Origin of the sequence: Margalitia sp. FSL K6-0131 (assembly GCF_038008735.1) — a bacterium.
In the GTDB taxonomy this organism is placed as follows: Bacteria; Bacillota; Bacilli; order Bacillales; family Bacillaceae_C; genus Margalitia; species Margalitia shackletonii.
Genome location: NZ_JBBOZS010000001.1, coordinates 5150224 through 5167073, shown reverse-complemented (window position 1 = coordinate 5167073; position 16850 = coordinate 5150224). Strand labels below are relative to the sequence as shown.

The 16850-nt window shown below is 35.8% G+C and carries 18 protein-coding genes; all 18 read left to right on the top strand.

Going from position 1 to position 16850, the window contains the following annotated elements:
- The first annotated feature begins 4 nt into the window (after nt 1-4).
- The 18 genes from groL to NSQ59_RS25160 all read left to right on the top strand — a co-directional run bounded on the left by groL (nt 5) and on the right by NSQ59_RS25160 (nt 16768).
- Nucleotides 5-1639 carry a chaperonin GroEL gene (gene groL, locus NSQ59_RS25245; RefSeq protein ID WP_055741322.1) on the top strand — a complete coding sequence of 545 codons (1635 nt, stop codon included), beginning with the start codon at nt 5-7 and terminating at the stop codon, nt 1637-1639.
- A 565-nt stretch (nt 1640-2204) separates the two neighbouring features.
- Entirely contained in the window at nt 2205-2993 is a 789-nt protein-coding gene (gene cpaB, locus NSQ59_RS25240) for a Flp pilus assembly protein CpaB (protein WP_083489469.1), read from the top strand.
- 27 nt (nt 2994-3020) lie between these two features.
- Complete coding sequence (locus NSQ59_RS25235; protein WP_055741321.1) at nt 3021-4172, top strand: AAA family ATPase; 1152 nt, start codon at nt 3021-3023, stop codon at nt 4170-4172.
- Between the two features lie 12 nt (nt 4173-4184).
- Nucleotides 4185-5537, top strand: coding sequence for a CpaF family protein (locus NSQ59_RS25230; RefSeq protein ID WP_055741320.1), 1353 nt, complete (start codon nt 4185-4187; stop codon nt 5535-5537).
- On the top strand, nt 5534-6460 hold the full coding sequence (locus tag NSQ59_RS25225; RefSeq protein WP_055741319.1) for a type II secretion system F family protein: 927 nt from the start codon (nt 5534-5536) through the stop codon (nt 6458-6460). The genes NSQ59_RS25230 and NSQ59_RS25225 overlap by 4 nt, the downstream gene beginning before the upstream one ends.
- A 4-nt stretch (nt 6461-6464) precedes the next feature.
- A complete protein-coding gene (locus NSQ59_RS25220; RefSeq protein WP_055741318.1) occupies nt 6465-7397 on the top strand; it encodes a type II secretion system F family protein in 933 nt (310 codons plus the stop codon).
- A 23-nt stretch (nt 7398-7420) separates the two neighbouring features.
- Nucleotides 7421-7630 (top strand): hypothetical protein, encoded by a 210-nt coding sequence (locus tag NSQ59_RS25215; protein WP_055741317.1) that lies wholly within the window; start codon nt 7421-7423, stop codon nt 7628-7630.
- Between the two features lie 52 nt (nt 7631-7682).
- Nucleotides 7683-9074 carry a VWA domain-containing protein gene (locus tag NSQ59_RS25210; RefSeq protein WP_183102030.1) on the top strand — a complete coding sequence of 464 codons (1392 nt, stop codon included), beginning with the start codon at nt 7683-7685 and terminating at the stop codon, nt 9072-9074.
- A 16-nt stretch (nt 9075-9090) separates the two neighbouring features.
- Nucleotides 9091-10716: a YtxH domain-containing protein gene (locus tag NSQ59_RS25205; protein ID WP_055741315.1), complete on the top strand. Its 1626-nt coding sequence runs from the start codon at nt 9091-9093 to the stop codon at nt 10714-10716.
- Entirely contained in the window at nt 10706-11311 is a 606-nt protein-coding gene (locus NSQ59_RS25200; RefSeq protein ID WP_055741314.1) for a hypothetical protein, read from the top strand. Before NSQ59_RS25205 ends, NSQ59_RS25200 begins: the two co-directional genes overlap by 11 nt.
- 15 nt (nt 11312-11326) lie before the next feature.
- A complete protein-coding gene (locus tag NSQ59_RS25195; RefSeq protein ID WP_055741313.1) occupies nt 11327-11704 on the top strand; it encodes a hypothetical protein in 378 nt (125 codons plus the stop codon).
- Nucleotides 11697-12356, top strand: coding sequence for a hypothetical protein (locus NSQ59_RS25190; RefSeq protein ID WP_055741312.1), 660 nt, complete (start codon nt 11697-11699; stop codon nt 12354-12356). The genes NSQ59_RS25195 and NSQ59_RS25190 overlap by 8 nt, the downstream gene beginning before the upstream one ends.
- A 1-nt stretch (nt 12357) precedes the next feature.
- Nucleotides 12358-12810: a DUF4234 domain-containing protein gene (locus NSQ59_RS25185; RefSeq protein ID WP_126648733.1), complete on the top strand. Its 453-nt coding sequence runs from the start codon at nt 12358-12360 to the stop codon at nt 12808-12810.
- Nucleotides 12807-13229, top strand: a complete 423-nt coding sequence (locus NSQ59_RS25180; RefSeq protein WP_126648734.1) for a pilus assembly protein — start codon at nt 12807-12809, stop codon at nt 13227-13229. The genes NSQ59_RS25185 and NSQ59_RS25180 overlap by 4 nt, the downstream gene beginning before the upstream one ends.
- A complete protein-coding gene (locus NSQ59_RS25175; protein ID WP_126648735.1) occupies nt 13226-13888 on the top strand; it encodes a Tad domain-containing protein in 663 nt (220 codons plus the stop codon). The genes NSQ59_RS25180 and NSQ59_RS25175 overlap by 4 nt, the downstream gene beginning before the upstream one ends.
- Before the next feature lie 15 nt (nt 13889-13903).
- Complete coding sequence (locus NSQ59_RS25170; RefSeq protein WP_055741308.1) at nt 13904-15178, top strand: hypothetical protein; 1275 nt, start codon at nt 13904-13906, stop codon at nt 15176-15178.
- Nucleotides 15179-15181: 3 nt separating this feature from the next.
- Nucleotides 15182-16033: a hypothetical protein gene (locus NSQ59_RS25165; RefSeq protein WP_055741307.1), complete on the top strand. Its 852-nt coding sequence runs from the start codon at nt 15182-15184 to the stop codon at nt 16031-16033.
- Between the two features lie 18 nt (nt 16034-16051).
- Entirely contained in the window at nt 16052-16768 is a 717-nt protein-coding gene (locus NSQ59_RS25160; protein WP_340832997.1) for a hypothetical protein, read from the top strand.
- Nucleotides 16769-16850: the final 82 nt, after the last annotated feature.

Below are 16850 nucleotides of genomic sequence, written 5' to 3'. Positions count from 1 at the left end.
AGGAATGGCAAAAGAAATTAAATTCAGTGAAGAAGCACGTCGTGCAATGCTTCGCGGTGTTGATAAATTAGCAGATGCTGTAAAAGTTACATTAGGACCAAAAGGCCGTAACGTAGTTCTTGAGAAAAAATTCGGTTCTCCACTTATCACAAATGATGGTGTAACAATTGCTAAGGAAATCGAATTAGAAGATGCTTTCGAAAACATGGGTGCAAAACTAGTATCTGAAGTTGCAAGCAAAACAAACGATGTTGCTGGTGACGGTACTACTACTGCAACAGTACTTGCTCAAGCAATGATTCGTGAAGGTTTGAAAAACGTAACAGCTGGTGCTAACCCTGTAGGTATCCGTAAAGGTATGGAAAAAGCTGTTCAAGTTGCTATTGAAGAACTTCATGCTATTTCTAAGCCAATCGAAGGAAAAGAATCTATCGCACAAGTTGCTGCTATTTCTTCTGCTGATGAAGAAGTTGGCCGTTTGATTGCAGAAGCAATGGAACGTGTTGGTAACGATGGCGTTATTACAATCGAAGAATCTAAAGGATTCTCTACTGAATTAGATGTAGTAGAAGGTATGCAATTTGATCGTGGATATGCTTCTCCTTATATGGTAACAGACTCTGATAAAATGGAAGCTGTCCTTGAAAATCCATATATCTTAATTACAGATAAGAAAGTTTCTAGCATTCAAGAAATCTTACCTGTTCTTGAACAAGTGGTACAACAAGGCAAGCCATTATTATTAATTTCTGAAGATGTTGAAGGTGAAGTTCTTCCAACATTAGTATTAAATAAACTTCGTGGAACATTCAATGCAGTAGCAGTTAAAGCTCCTGGCTTCGGTGACCGCCGTAAAGCAATGTTAGAAGATATCGCTGCACTAACTGGCGGCCAAGTAATCACGGAAGATCTTGGTCTTGAATTGAAATCTGCTACAATTGAACATTTAGGCCGTGCTGCAAAAGTTGTTGTAACAAAAGAAAATACAACAATTGTAGAGGGTGCTGGAGAACCAGCTACTATCTCAGCTCGTGTAAATCAAATCCGCGTTCAATTAGAAGAAACAACTTCTGAATTTGACCGTGAAAAATTACAAGAACGCCTTGCTAAGCTTGCAGGTGGAGTTGCCGTTATCAAAGTTGGTGCTGCAACAGAAACAGAATTGAAAGAACGCAAACTTCGCATTGAAGATGCTTTGAACTCAACTCGTGCAGCAGTTGAAGAAGGTCTTGTATCCGGTGGTGGTACAGCACTTGTAAATGTATATAATAAAGTAGCGGAAATTTCAGCTGAAGGTGATGTTGCAACTGGTATTAACATCGTACTTCGTGCATTAGAAGAGCCAGTTCGTCAAATTGCTCACAATGCAGGCCTTGAAGGATCTGTTGTTGTAGATCGCTTGAAAAAAGAACAAATTGGCGTTGGCTTCAATGCAGCTACAGGTGAATGGGTAAATATGTTTGATGCAGGTATCGTGGATCCAACTAAAGTTACACGCTCTGCTCTTCAAAATGCAGCATCTGTTGCAGCTATGTTATTAACTACTGAAGCAGTAGTTGCAGATAAGCCAGAACCAGCTGGTGCAGCTGGTGCCGGAATGCCAGATATGGGTGGCATGGGCGGCATGGGAATGATGTAATCCCAAGCAACTAATGCTTGAAAATCCCCTTGGACTATTAGTCTAAGGGGATTTTTTTTTGAATTAGTAACGGTTCCTTGCCCCGAAGGTGTTCTTTAGTAATGATAAATGAAATATCGATCCACAAAACAGTGCTAATTAGTATTGAAAATTTCCCCTTTTGTCGAAAAGCTAGTTCTATTGTTTACGTAACTAGGACTTTTAAAAAAGGTTAAAAAGTCCTATTAATTGTAATATTTGAAATATAATAATGATTATTTTACAAATAACGACAAAATTCCCCATCTCTTTACTAATAAAAATTTCCCACAGAAAGACTATTTACCTAGAAAATTATTTTGGTTTCAAAATAAATGCAGGAAAAAGGTACCATACATAATTCGACAATTTTTACACATTGTTGACCAAATTGTTAACGGATGGTATTTATCAATATAGGGATATTTTTGTATAAATTATGCTATTAATCTCATAAATTGGTATTTAAAGTATAAAAGTTAAATGCGAGAAATATATTGTACCTATCCAACCAGTTGTACTTTAGTCACGGAAATGAGGTAGTAGAATGTTAGAGTCGAAGAGACGAGCAATGATATTTTTGCTCTTGGCATTTATATTGGCAGCTATTGCTGGGTATTTGGTGTTTGATAAGGTTAAAACACTAAATTCGCAATTAGGGGGGATGACAAAAATATATGTGGCTGCGGGTGATATTCCCTCCCGCACACTGATTACAGAAAACCAGATTAAAACGATAGAGATGCCTAATCGATATGTATCCAAGTCATATGTTACGAATAAAAATAAGCTTGTTAATCAGGTGGTTGTTGTCCCTTTAAATAAAGACGATATTATCACAAACAATATGCTTAAGCCTGCAACAGAACTTAGGAAAGCAAACGACCGGTTAGTTGCGATGTATCGTTCTGACAAAATTCAATTTGACCAGGTGGTAGCCACAAATGATCGGGTAGATATTATCGTTTCAACCGAGGAAAATGGCCAAAAGAAAACAGAGATCTTTATGAGAGATGTTCCTGTTGCATGGGCCCAAGGTGAAGGCAGTAAATTTGTCGGTGCCGCATTAGAAGTAAGCCTGGAGAATGCCCCGAAATTGATTAATATGGAGAATTATGCAGATCATATCAGGGTGTTGAAAGCAAATGTAGGTAAGGAAGAGGATAATCCAGCAAAAGAGACACAAGTAGTAACAGAGCAGCAAACAAATCAAAATGCGGCTAATACCTCTGATAATAAAAATCAAGCTACGGATACAAATAATAAGGAAAACAATAAGCAAAAATCGGAAGGAAAAAGCGAACAAAAAAAAGGTAATACATCAAATAAAAAGTAAGCTTTTTAAGGTGGAGAGGAATGTAACGTGGAAACGAATTTAAAGCTCTTATTAGTAAGTGATGATGAAGTACTACATAATCAATTACTGAATGTCATTGAAGATAATATCCATGTCCAAGTTGTAAATCCAATGGATGTGGTGCGTGAAATTAATCGGGATGTACCGGACATCGTCTTATACATTCAGCCAGCAAGTGATATAGCGGTTGAGAATATCCAATACATAAAGTCAGCTAACCCTGCTACGCTTGTAATCTTTATAGCAAAAAGCTCCGACTTTACCTTATTGAGGAATATTACGAAAGCAGGGGCAACAGAATTCTTTGTATTTCCAGAGGAGCAAGGAACATTTGCCGCCAGACTTCCTACAATTATTAAAAACTATGAACTAAATAAAGAAACTAATAATACTTCGTTTTCTACTTTTGTAAGGGGGAGAGGGCAAATCGTTTCCTTCTTTAGCGGCAGCGGTGGATCAGGTAAAACGATTTTAGCTTCTACCTTTGCACAAACATTGAAATTGGAATCAACCGCTGAGGTGATTCTAATTGATCTGAATTTACAATTCGGAGGAATAGAAACCATTGTCTCTATTAACTCTAATCGCTCTATTGCAGACCTTACACCAGTTATAAGGGAATTAAATGAAAGTCATATTCGAAATGTTTCACAAACTGAAAACTATTCAAAAATGGATGTTTTAATCAGTCCTTGTGATGCAGAAGTAGCAGAGACATTGTCAGAGGAGTTCATTGCAAAGCTACTTAGGACCTGTAGACGGAGCTTTGATTTTGTGATTATTGATCTTCCTTCTTTTATCAACAACCAAGTAGTGACAGCTTTAGAGGAATCTGACCAAATATACTATGTATTATCTCCTGATACACCATCGTTAAAGGTTTTAAAGCAATTCGAAGAACTATCCGCAAGGCTCGGCATTGAATTGAAGTCTAGAATGAAGATCATTTTAAATCATGTGGGAAAAGAAAATGAAGTGCAGGAAAAGGATTTGAAGGACATTGTTCGTTTCCCTATTGAGGCAAGAATTCGTAGAGATTTAAAAGGGTTGCAGCCTTTTATTAATAAGGGTGAACCGGTACGTAAAACATTGAAAGAGAGAAGACTTATTCCTTTTGCAAAGGATGTTAGAAAATGGGCGCATTCGGTATTGAAATAGGGGGTTAAAGGAATGTCATCTTTATTTGAAAAGCGTAAGCAGAAGCTGAATGCCAAACCCAGTATCGGGTCGTACCAATATGAAAATCGTTTCGTGGATGAACTAGTTGAACATTATAAGGCAAGACTACTAAGGGACACGAATCTTGAATCACTTACCCAGCTTTCACAAGGCGAGATGCGACTCCGAATTGAACAAATCGTCAGCCAGTTCATGTCGGAAGAGAAAGTCATCATTTCAAGACAGGATAAAGAAATACTGATCACTCGGATTTTAGACGAATCAGTTGGATTTGGCCCATTAGAGCCTCTAATAAATGATTCGACTATAACGGAAATACTTATCAACGGTTTTAATGAAGTGTATGTAGAACGCTTAGGAAAGCTTGAACAGACAGAAGTGAAGTTTCGAAATGACGAACATGTCCGTCATATTGTCGATAGAATTGTCTCCCCTTTAGGAAGAAGGATTGATGAGAGCTCACCAATGGTTGATGCGCGTTTACCAGATGGAAGCCGCGTGAATGCAGTTATATCACCAATTAGTTTAAACGGCACATTAGTTTCAATTCGAAAGTTTAGAAAAGAACCGTTTAAAATGGATGATCTATTAAACTTCCATACTCTTAATTCAGCAATGGCGCAATTTTTAGATGGAGTCGTCAGGGCAAAGATGAATACTCTTATATCTGGAGGGACGGGTAGTGGAAAGACAACACTATTAAATGTTATTGCTGATTCTATCCCGCACGGAGAAAGGGTCATTACAATTGAAGACTCCGCTGAGCTTAGGTTAGACCGTCCAAATGTAGTCGGTATGGAAGCGCGTCCTGCCAATGTGGAGGGCCGCGGGGAGATTACCATTAGGCAACTTGTAAAAAACGCACTAAGGATGCGCCCCGACCGCATTATCGTCGGTGAGGTTCGAAGTGGCGAAGCATTTGATATGCTTCAGGCAATGAACACAGGTCATGAAGGGTCTATCACAACGGTCCACGCCAATTCCCCTGATGATGCATTGCGAAGGGTGGAAGCAATGGTGGTAATGGCAGGAATGGAGCTTCCAAGCCACATTATTAGGGAGTATATTGTAGGTGCTCTCGATATTATTATCCAAGCATCCAGATTAACAGACGGAACAAGGAAAATTGTCTCCATTTCCGAAGTAATGAAGAAAGCGGATGGGTCTCATTCTGTAAAGGAAATTTATCATTTTAAAAGAATCGGAATGCGCCGGGATGGAAGTATTGAAGGCTATTTTACACCAACAGGATATGTTCCCCAGTGTTTAGAACGACTTAAAGTCTTCGGTATAGACATTCCAAAGGCAGCATTCACACCAATCGAAAGGGAGGTGTTAACTTGAATTACGGTCTCGTCACTACACTAGCAGTATTTGTATTCATCATTGCCTTTTACTTTTATTTGGATTATCGAAAAGAGAAAAGAGAATGGAAGAAAAATGTAGATCACTTTTATAATGACGGGGTTAAAAGAAAAAGCTTTATTGTGTTATTGGGAGATCGTTTTGATAAAACGGAAACAGCAAAACCAATACGCGAAAGATTGGAAGCATCCAATATTCCATTTACGCCATCGGAATATATTGGTGCATTAATAGTAGCATATTTGGGTATTAATATTTTTCTTCATAATATTTTTAGTATTAAATTTCCGATGGCCTTGTTCATATCAGCTCTAGTTCTTGAGGGGTCAAGAAGATTAATCTTTTTAATGAGGAAAGGGAAGCTTAAGCAAAAAATAGTTCAGCAGCTACCGGAAATATGCAGAACATTAGCTAATGCAACCCGCTCAGGAATGACTCTCAATCAAGGGATCCAGCTTGTAGCACAAGAAATTAGTATGCCTGCTAAAGCAGAGTTTAAGAGATTAGCATACGAATTATCGCTTGGAGTTGATTTTAATGCTGCATTAAGACAAATGGAAAAAAGACTTGATATACGGGAGTTTCAACTTTTTGTTGCTACCCTGCTTATTCAAAAAAGAGCAGGTGGAAATTTATATGCGGTATTAGATGAAATGAGTCAAACGTTGGAAGAAAGAAATCTTCTCCAACAGGAAATTAAAACGATGACCGCAGAACAGCGATATGTTGCATACATTGTTCCTATCATTCCTATTTTTCTCGTTCTGATGATGAACAATGTTGTAGATGGATTTTTAGACCCATTATTCTCAGGGATTGGTGTAATCTTACTTGTTTTGTTTTTAGCAGGAACCATTGGGACCTTTCTTCTCGTTAGAAAGATTACCAATATAAAGGTGTGAAAATATGGATGGATTAATTGTTATTTTTATCATTATGGCATTAGGATTTTTCGCCCTTTGTTTAAGAAGCTTTTATATATATTTAGTAGAAAAGCAGAAGCTAAAAGAGGAAATAAAGGAAAAAACCTTTATCCAGCATTCATATGAAAGAAAGCTAACTAGAAAAGAAAAAGTAATCTCAAGAATGTTTAAGTTTGCGGATGACTTTTCAGACCTAGGTCAAAGAATTAATTTTTTCAGTGAGAATGAGGATGTAAAAAAGCTATTAACACAAGCGGGTTTCCCTTATCAATTGACCATTGAGAGATTTCAAGGATTGAAAATATTTCTGCTAATAATAGGGTTTTTCATTGGCGCAATCTTACTTTTGTTAAGATTTCCTTTTTCACAGTTTATGGTTATCCTACTACCTGTTATCGGATATATGGGAACAATTTTATGGTTGAAAAGTAAGGCAAAGAGCAGACAAGAAGAACTATCCTACCAGCTACCCGATTTTTTAGACACAATGAGCGTTACATTACAAGCGGGTGTTGGCTTAGATCACGCTTTAAGAGAAATTGTACCCTACTTCGAAGGTCCGATAAAAGAGGAATTTGGGAGATTTATACAAGAAATTGACGTTGGTGTTCCAAGGCCAGAAGCATACAAGTCGTTGCTAGAACGAAACGAAAGCAAGGATTTTCAACTGCTTATTCGATCCTTAATTCAAGGAGAGAAGCTAGGGGTGCCAATCTCGAACACCTTTAAGCAAATATCAGAGGAAATGCGAAAAATTAAAAAAGAAAAAATCAAAGAAAAAGCTGCAAAAGCGTCACCGAAGATTACTCTAGTTACAACATTTTTGGTTATGCCATCAGCCCTCATTCTTATCGGAGGATTGATGATTATGAATATGTTTTCACAAAACAAAAATTTATTTATGTTTTTCAAGTAAAAAAAATAAGGAGAGATGCAAAAATGAAGAAAAAATTATTGGGATTGTATGTAAGATTTATGAATCCGGTGAAAAACGAAAGAGGAGCTCAGTCTTTGGAATGGTTGGGATTGGCTGCATTGTTGATTTTGATCATTGCGATTATATCTAAGGCGCTTGATACACAAAAAGAGTCAATAGGAGGCATTATATCAAAAATTATTGATAAGATTTCTAAAATGGTAGGGGATTGAACGTTTGGCTTTCTAGGATAGAATATATGTATGAATAAAGGATGGAAAAAAATTGAAGTTAATATTAAAGAATGTATTCTTTATATCTATGATATTTTTATTATTATGCTCTTGTAGTAGCAATAATAAAAATGAAGGTGTCGTAAAAGAGAATAATACTGCGAATAAACAAGTAAAACATAATGATCATAAAGCGTCTAGCCAAAACAATAATAACAATAACAATGATGACTTTAATCTAGATCCATTACCCACTACTTATGAAGAATTGGCAAAGTTACCAATGGGCAAACATGATGATATAGATATTTTAGGAAGTGAAGCTGATAAAGAGATTTTGAGGATTTTTGGAAGTTTGCCTCATATTTCTGACAATCCAAGTAAGAAAGAGTTGGATTTATATTATAGTGATTTGTTAAAAAATTTACAACAAAATTATGAAGGTCCAGAGAATATTATTAGAAGGCTCAAATTTAGCTTATTAGGAAGTCCTCTATCCGATAATGATCGATATCAGTTTAAGGAGCATTTAAATGTTGAATTTATAATAGATGCATCGGGAAGTATGGCACAATTGATAGATGGTAAGTCGAAAATGCAAGCTGCTAAAGAATCTATCATAAAGTTTGTAAGTAAGCTCCCAAAAGATGCAAAAGTAGGTATAAGGGTATATGGACATAAAGGAAGTGGCTCCGATTCTGATAAAATTCTTTCCTGCAAAAGTAGTGAAATTGTCTATTCTATTTCAAATTACGATGAGGGAAAGTTTAAATCAGCTTTAAATAAATTTTCCCCAAAAGGTTGGACACCTATTGGATTAGCACTCGCTGAGGCAAAGAAAGATTTATCTATTTATGATGGAAAAAACAATACGAATATTGTTTATTTAGTAAGCGATGGTGTAGACACTTGTAACGATGATCCTATTAATAAAGCAAAGGAACTATACTCATCTAATATTTCACCTATTATTAATGTAATTGGTTTTGATGTTGACAATGAGGGACAAAATCAATTAAAAGAAATTGCTGATGCGACCAAAGGGATATATGAAAATGTTAATGATGAAGGGGAATTACAAAGTGAGTTAGATAAAATCAATGATTTAGCAAATCAGTGGAAAACATGGAAAGAGAATGGTATGAAACAACTTGAAATAAATAAAATCAATAACAACCTAGACATATTTTCTTATATTGCAAGGGAAGAATCAAAAGCGGTTAAAGAAAGAACGAAAATTGAACATATATTGTATGTATTGTACCAGGCGAAAATGTTTGATAAGGATTCTTTTGACTATTTGGATAAGAAGGATTCAGAATATCATAAGTGGATTCAGGAAGAAATAAATAAATTTAACCAAGAATTAAAAGCATTAAATGAGAATAACTACCAAGAAGCTATTAAACAATTAGAAGAAAAATATAATGAAAATACCCAATAGATTGGGGTGATTTTATTTGAGGGGAAGGAAAAATCAAAGATTTATAAGTTTCTTGCTAGTTACCATCCTTACCTTCTGGATGGTTTTCCCGGTTGTTGGTTATGCAGCGTTTATTACACCGGGGACACCGATTACACCGGGAAAAGCTATTACTCCTGGTACTCCTATTAAGGGAGGGAGCTTTATAATACCCGGAAAAGTCTATGATCCTGGTAATCCTATTAAGGGTGGTAGTGTAAGCGGTACTGGAAGCTTGATTTCTGGTCAGCCGATTATCTCAGGGAATGGCTTAACGTTAGGAGCCTTCATTATTCCAAACGCTCCTCCAGTAATAGGAAATCCGCTAAATGGAATTGGCAATTTAAATGGAGGAACAGCAATCCAAGGAGGTCAAGGCCCGAATGGCGGAAACGCAGCCCAAGGAGGTCAAGGCCCGAATGGCGGAACTGCAGCCCAAGGAGGTCAAGGTCCTAATGGAGGAACAGCAGTTCAAGGAGGTCAAGGCCCGAATGGAGGAACAGCAGTTCAAGGAGGTCAAGGCCCGAATGGTGGAACTGCAGCCCAAGGAGGCCAAGGTCCGAATGGTGGAACTGCAGCCCAAGGAGGCCAAGGTCCGAATGGTGGAACTACAGCCCAAGGAGGCCAAGGTCCGAATGGTGGAACTACAGCTCAAGGTGGCCATGGCCCAAATGGATGGAATGTATCACAAGGCAGCGGTGGACAGTCTGGCTCAGGGGTATCCAGTGGTGATAGCGAAAATCCATCCTTTGTTAACCTGTTATTCAAATCAACAGATACTAAGAGAGGGATTTTTGGACAAATAATTGGAGCGGTAAGAGATTACAAGACATATATATTAGGATTTGCAGATAAAGTTGCCCAAGCAGGAGCAGCTGGATATGCTGGCTTTGGTTTCAATGATAAAGGGAATTCCAAATATGGAGTTACAGGGAAAAATAAATTAGATAATAAAGTAGCCAACTGGTTTTATGAAAGATACAAGGGTTATAAGCATAATGGTGAAGAAACCAATTTTGGCCCCAAGTCAAGACATATAGGACAGCAAAGGGTAGACTCATTTTTTAAATCCAAAAAAATCGGAAATGTATGGTCAAGTATAAAGGGTTCTGTTAAGGAATCATGGAATATATTTTCCAAAGATGCTTATAAGATGAAGAATTTAGTTAAGTTAAATGGACCAGTGAATGTCCTATTGTCTTCTGCAAATAATTTAATCGATTATTCGAAGTGGGGAAGCAAAAGTAAACTAGGGTATGCTTCAACAGACTTTGCCGCGGATATGACGGTTGACACAGCTATTGGTGTTGGATCAACAGCTCTTGGAAGTTTAGCATCAAGTGCACTTGCAGGCGCAGTAGCGGGTTCTACTGTTCCGGTTGTTGGAACAATTGTTGGGGCTGCAGCAGGATTAGCAACAGGAATTGTAGTGACTTATTTGATTAACGGTACTGCTACAGGAAGAAAAATAAAAGGCGCAATTAGAGATGGTGTGAAGTTTGCTTACGATGGTATAGCTACTGGTTTGAAGAAGGGCTATGAAAAAGCAAAACAAATTGGTAATAAAATAAGCAAAGGTTTTTCCTCAACATTTAAAAAGTTAGGTGGTCTATTTGGCGGCTAATCAACAAATTGTCAGTTTCAAAAAGAGCAGAATCATCCAATCTTATATTTTACTAGCATTCTTTGGGTTTATAATAAGTTTCGTTCCTTTTGAATTTTGGTCTTTAGCGTTATTTAATGAAATTCTTGCTTTATTGGCAGTGCCATTGTTTTTCCTCTTTTTGAGGAAAAATAGGCACACCAGTAAGCGTTATTTTTCATTATTATCTTTTGTCTTAATGATGGAGATGGCAATTTTTTTTGTGGAACCTATTCTAAGGATATTCTATGGAAGCATCCTCTTTTGGTTTGAGCTATTGGTTCTAATCTTCTTAGGAATATTATCTTACCGTATTGCTGAAAACACTGCTCAAGGTTTTTTAAAGCCTGGTTCCAAATTTGGACTTATTATATACGCAGTATGTGGCGTCATTATCGGTTTAGGAACAATTGTTTATCGAGTTACATTGGCAGCCGAAATTCCGGATGCATTTCCAATAGCGATTATTTTGTATATATTTTCACTAATGTTTTTATTTATATGCCCAATTATGTTAATTCGACCAGAAAGAGTGGAAGATCTGAAAAAAGGTAGATATACGGCTTCCCGAAAATAATGGAGGAACTGATACATGTTTAGCTTAAAAGGGTTATTAAGCACGCTAGGAATCGCACTAATATGTACTGTAGTAGTGTCCTTTTTGATAGGATTACTCAATATAAAATATGAATTTTTAGGTGTTTCTATTATCTTCCTTATTTCGTATGTTGTAACAGGAATAACCGCACCGCTATGGAATCCTAAGACACCTTACTTTTCCAGTTATTTATCCAGCCTGTTTTTAACTATTTTAAACTTTTTTGCAGCTCTTTATGTTTTAGATGTAAATGTGCTCTTTAATCCTGATGGTGTTAATAATAGTTTAGTTTTGAGCTCGATGACATCATTAATTACAACCTTTATAGTTGTGCAGATTATGAAACGAAAACAGGTGAACAAATATGATTAGGGATACCATTGATATTTATAATCGAAACATTATAAATATCTTAATCGCTTCGATACTTCTTGTCATACCCGTAACGTTTTTTTTATTACTTGCTAGTGAGTATGTATATCAACTCGATATTGATCATCCGAACATTCCGATATTTTTCTTTGTTATTTTGAATTTTACCGTTCTTTTTCCACCCTTTTTTATCGTTGCCTGGAAAGACCAAAACGATCAAGCATACAGATGGGTTGATATGCTAAAGGCTTTCTTAAAACAATTCGGATATGTCCTAGTATTTACTTTAATATTTTATATCATCGCCGTTTATGGCGCTGTTCTACTATTGATTCCTACGTTTATCGGTCTTTCTATGATACTGTTATTGCCTTTATTTGTTAATAAAGCAACTATTCGGGATTCCTTATCTTCTGCATGGAATATCTTAAAAGAAGAAAACATATTTATTTTGATTGATTTGTTAATTATTATCTCACTAAACCTATTCGTTTGGTCTGGAGCGCTCTACATTGTAAAAGGGTTTGAAAATAATATGTTTTTCTTCATTATTTTACGATGCATTATCAATGCATTAGTATTTCCAGTTATCTATATCTACTTAACAATTAAATATCAACGCAATGATACAAATGCATTGAAGGGGCAGTGATATGGGGCTTAAATCTGCAAATTCAGAGGATAAAGTGTTTAAAAAGGTAAATATTTTTTTAGTCATTTTCCTATCCATCATAACTGTTGGGATATATATTGGCTACTGGTTCTTAAACAGAAAAAAAGATATTAAACAGTTGCGTGAACAAAATTATATCCCTTTTAAATGGTGGTACGTATTCACAATCTTTCTTAGTGTCTCCTTACTTTATCAAATTTTTGGAGGGGTATTTTTAACAGAATTAGGTTTGAGTTTTTTCGATTCACTGGATGTTATCTTTTCATTCTTCTTTTTAGCTATACTCTATTATTCTGTTTTTAGATTGAGAGATTTGCTGGAAGATGAATTTGATGAAGAAAACTTCAATTTTATTTTGTTAGTACTGTTTCATATTTGGTATATGCAATATAAAATCAATCGTTTAGATAAAGCTGGGAGAGCTTTGTTATGAAAATGAAAAAACTATTGAAAAATGAAGATGGTGCTTTAAGTTTTGAATTTTTAGGGATTCTTCCGTTTTATTTTATACTGTTTTTGTTACTTTGGCAGGTTGTTGCTTCTGGGTATGCATTAATGACAGCAAAGGCCGCAGCAAATGAAGCGGCAAAGGTATATGCATTAGAGGAAGATTCCGTTAAAGCGAAAGATAAGGCATTGGAAGTGATCGGGAAAAGCTCAATACTATCTTTGGCAGATTTCCAAGTGGTTTCAGTCGACAGCAGTGGTGTTGAAAATCCTTCCATGCCGATTAATACAGATTTTGAAGTAAAGCTGGATTTAAAGCATCAACTCGTTTTTGTCCCTGATAAATGGAAAAAGGCAACATCCATCGATTTTAAGGAAAAAACGAGCAGCCGGGTGATGAGATGAAAAAATATTTAGACCAGACTGGAAATGCTACATTCTATTTGATTTGGATTATTTTTATCATGGGACTCATGATGGTTCTTATTTTAAATATCAGTGGAGTTTTTGCTGCAAAACAACAGGCTTCAAATGCGGCTGACCAGGCAAGTATTGCGGCAACAGATGTGTTATATGATGGCATTAGAGGTGCTGTAAGTGATTATGACCAGTATCAAATCAAGAAATTTGAAGGGGAAACATTCCTTGAAAAGGATATGCTTTCTTTTAGGATTTCTGAGGAAGAAAAAAAATTATTGGCACGGGGCTATTCACGTAACGAGGCAAAGATTCAAGCTATTGATAATATAGTAGAATCCACATTACCAGGAACAGATGAAAAGTTGGAAAAATTCGTATCTGATGCAATAGGTGCAAAATTGGTGGAAATGAAAAAGGCAGCTACAGATGTCATCCAAAGAAATGAAGGGGACCCAAGTAAATCGGAAATGACTGTTTTTAAAAATGAACGTGTTCAAGTAAAAGCGGTAGTGCATTTTAAGGGCCAAGAACGAGAGAAGTTCTTGGAGAAAATAGAGAAAGATATTCCTCAAAAGGGAAGCGGACCAAAGATAGACTTTATTCATCGATTAGGTTGGGGAGAAGAGACATATTCATTGGAGTAAGTAAGGAGGGGAAATATGAGGAAATACTTTAGAAAAGCATTAATTATTTTTGTTATTTTCTATGCATTGTTTTTTTCGATGTCCTATTATGTATTGGCAATTACACCAGGAAAAGCAATGACCCCAGGAACTCCTCTTACACCAGGCACCCCTATTAATCCAGGAACTCCAATCGTTCCAGGAAGTCCCATGTATCCTGGTGATTCAATAACATCAGGAGATCAAAGTGGTGGTGGAAACAAAAATGGTGTTCAAACAAATGGACCTGCCAATCCTACACAGATGCCTGACGGTACCGTTATTATTCCCAATGGAGATGGAACATTTACCATATATAAGCCCAATAAAGACGGAACCTACACATCCATCCAACCCAACTCACAACAATATGAATCCATCATAGATACATATAAAAATAGTCAAAACTCATCCCATTCAGACGGAAAAGCGCCTAACCAAATTTCTGGTGATAACGGGGCAAACAAAAATAATCAGAGTGGGAATGATAAGAACAATGCCAATAAAGATAATGAAGCAAAAATTGATCCGTGGGAACTAGGTAAATTTGCAATAAAAGATGTTGGAGTTAATACAGCGAAATACGTGAATAATTTAATTAAATTAGAGCAAACAAACGAATCAATATCAACAAGAGATTTTTTGAAGGAAAATGGAAAGTATAAGTGGAATTTAACTTCCGCCACCTATAAACTAGCAACTAAGGGAACCTTCTTTGAGGATATTAATAAAGAATATGACAAATATAAAGGCATCTATGATAATGGTAAATTAGGTGTTGATACAACTAAGAAATCTTTCAAGCTATTAAATTATTACAAAATCTCCAAAAACGCAAGCTTGCAAGGCGGGATTGTAGACGCTCGATCAGTACTTAATCTTGGCCCTGTCTCAAAGTTTAATGCGGGTGTAGCTGCGGTAGGAGTTGTAACATCTGGTATTGATATGGGAATTAATATCAATAAAGCCATTCATGCTAAACCTGGTGAAGAAAGGAAAAATGCTATTGCCGATAGTGTAGGCAGTCTTGGAGATATGCTTATGAGCGGTGGAACCATAGTTACTGCATCTGGAGCTGGAGCGGCTGTTGGGATCGGTATGATTGTGATTGGAGGAGCATTAAAATTAGGAAGTGTAGTATACAAAAACAGGAAAAAGATTGCAGAGTTTTTCAAAAATCCAAAGAAAACTATCAGTAATGCAGTAAAAACAACAGTTGATAAAGTAAAGACATTTGGCAGTAAGCTTAAAAAATTCTTTTCGTGGGGATAAAAAATGCAAACAATACTATCTCAAAAAGTAGAACAACAAATAAAAAAACACAAAAAAATGTTTGAGAAATATCAGTGTTTTAACTATATTTTTCGTTATAGAAATAACGATTATCACTATGTGGCATATTATACCTCGCAAAATAGTGTAAAGGGTATTCTAATCGTCACAAAGGATGGAATAATTGTTGAGCGGAATGAAGCAATCAAAATATGTAGAAAGATTAATAATTACAATAATGTAATTGTATCTGCATCACGTAAAATAAAGGATGAAATAAATCGGCCAACCGAAGTTATGCATCATATTAAAGGATGGTTAGATCTTTATTTAAAAGAAGTCCGATTCGATATTGATCCTATAAAGCAAGATATTGAAAAAATATATTCTATGGCAGATACGTTTATAGAAGGTCAAAAGGAATTGATAGATATTGAAGATTTTTTAATTAAATCTGATACAGATGTCCGACTAACCAATCATATTTTAACGGAAGAACATGCGAAGGAAGCTGAACAGATACTTTCAAAATATTCATTAGTTATTCACAAACAGGGGATAACACAATGGGAAACGTTCGACTCCATTCAAAAGGTACTTCAATATTTGGAGGAGCATGAAAATAACCCAAAGAAAAAAGAGTACCAGAGTTTAAGAAAACAATTATCCAATTATACGAATCCAAGAAATGTAAAAAGATTGCAAAAGTCTCTAGATAATTATATCGATAAAAGGGTTGGAAGTGTTTTTGATCTACCGAAAGGAGAAGCAGGGATTGAAGCTTTCAAAGAATTGGATCAAAAGGAAACGGAATACTGTTTCCAACACGATATATTACCGCTTTTAAGAAACTAATTTTTATTGGAGTGAATGATGAAAACTATTATTGAAGGATTTTCAATATACAATAGAAATTTTTACTCTATCCTCATACTGTCCTTAACCATAACACTACCTTTTCTAGTTATTCACAATATTATTTCGGGAGCTGTGTATCAAATCGCTTCGATTACTGGCGCTGATTTTGTAGCAGACTTTACGAATCTATTTTTTATGTTATTTTTACTAATTATTGTTCAAGTGCCATTTATTCAATTAGTCAAAAGTGATATAGAGGGAGAGGAAAAGCCGTTAAGTAAGGCATATGTATCATTTCTAAAATATGGATCAGCTGTTTTTCTTTTTAGTATTATTTTTTCGATAGCTGTTGTGTTTGGCCTTTTATTGTTAATCATTCCTGGAATTTTGTTGATGGTTTGGTTCTACTTAACACCACAAATCATGATATTTGAGGAAAAAACAATGTCAAGAAGCTTAAAAAAAGCGGGGAAAATAGGGAAAAAGTACTTTTTCCCCTTAATAGCTATCATTATTTTTGCAAGTTTCATTGATGCATGCGCCGGATACTTAGGATTATTCGCAATATCTGCCGTAACAAATAGTTATTTCCCCATTGTCTTATTCCAGATGCTAATAAATATGATTGTTTTCCCGTTTAATGTAATACTTGTAAGTTTATTTACATCCAAATGGAATCATGAATTAGAAACAGGTCCGTCGGCTGTTACAAGCAAAAAATATTTAGCGTAAATGATCCTATTTTGTTTTTTCTTTAGGTTAAAAATTAACCAAAGTAAATGAGTAATAAGAGAGTACCAATGTTGAAAAGAGA

Coding starts and splice junctions, on each gene's coding strand:
- NSQ59_RS25175 (WP_126648735.1), top strand. CDS start 13,226: ATGAAAAAATATTTAGACCAGACTGGAAATGCTACATTCTATTTGATT.
- groL (WP_055741322.1), top strand. CDS start 5: ATGGCAAAAGAAATTAAATTCAGTGAAGAAGCACGTCGTGCAATGCTT.
- NSQ59_RS25230 (WP_055741320.1), top strand. CDS start 4,185: ATGTCATCTTTATTTGAAAAGCGTAAGCAGAAGCTGAATGCCAAACCC.
- NSQ59_RS25160 (WP_340832997.1), top strand. CDS start 16,052: ATGAAAACTATTATTGAAGGATTTTCAATATACAATAGAAATTTTTAC.
- NSQ59_RS25180 (WP_126648734.1), top strand. CDS start 12,807: ATGAAAATGAAAAAACTATTGAAAAATGAAGATGGTGCTTTAAGTTTT.
- NSQ59_RS25190 (WP_055741312.1), top strand. CDS start 11,697: ATGATTAGGGATACCATTGATATTTATAATCGAAACATTATAAATATC.
- NSQ59_RS25170 (WP_055741308.1), top strand. CDS start 13,904: ATGAGGAAATACTTTAGAAAAGCATTAATTATTTTTGTTATTTTCTAT.
- NSQ59_RS25215 (WP_055741317.1), top strand. CDS start 7,421: ATGAAGAAAAAATTATTGGGATTGTATGTAAGATTTATGAATCCGGTG.
- NSQ59_RS25185 (WP_126648733.1), top strand. CDS start 12,358: ATGGGGCTTAAATCTGCAAATTCAGAGGATAAAGTGTTTAAAAAGGTA.
- NSQ59_RS25220 (WP_055741318.1), top strand. CDS start 6,465: ATGGATGGATTAATTGTTATTTTTATCATTATGGCATTAGGATTTTTC.
- cpaB (WP_083489469.1), top strand. CDS start 2,205: ATGTTAGAGTCGAAGAGACGAGCAATGATATTTTTGCTCTTGGCATTT.
- NSQ59_RS25195 (WP_055741313.1), top strand. CDS start 11,327: ATGTTTAGCTTAAAAGGGTTATTAAGCACGCTAGGAATCGCACTAATA.
- NSQ59_RS25165 (WP_055741307.1), top strand. CDS start 15,182: ATGCAAACAATACTATCTCAAAAAGTAGAACAACAAATAAAAAAACAC.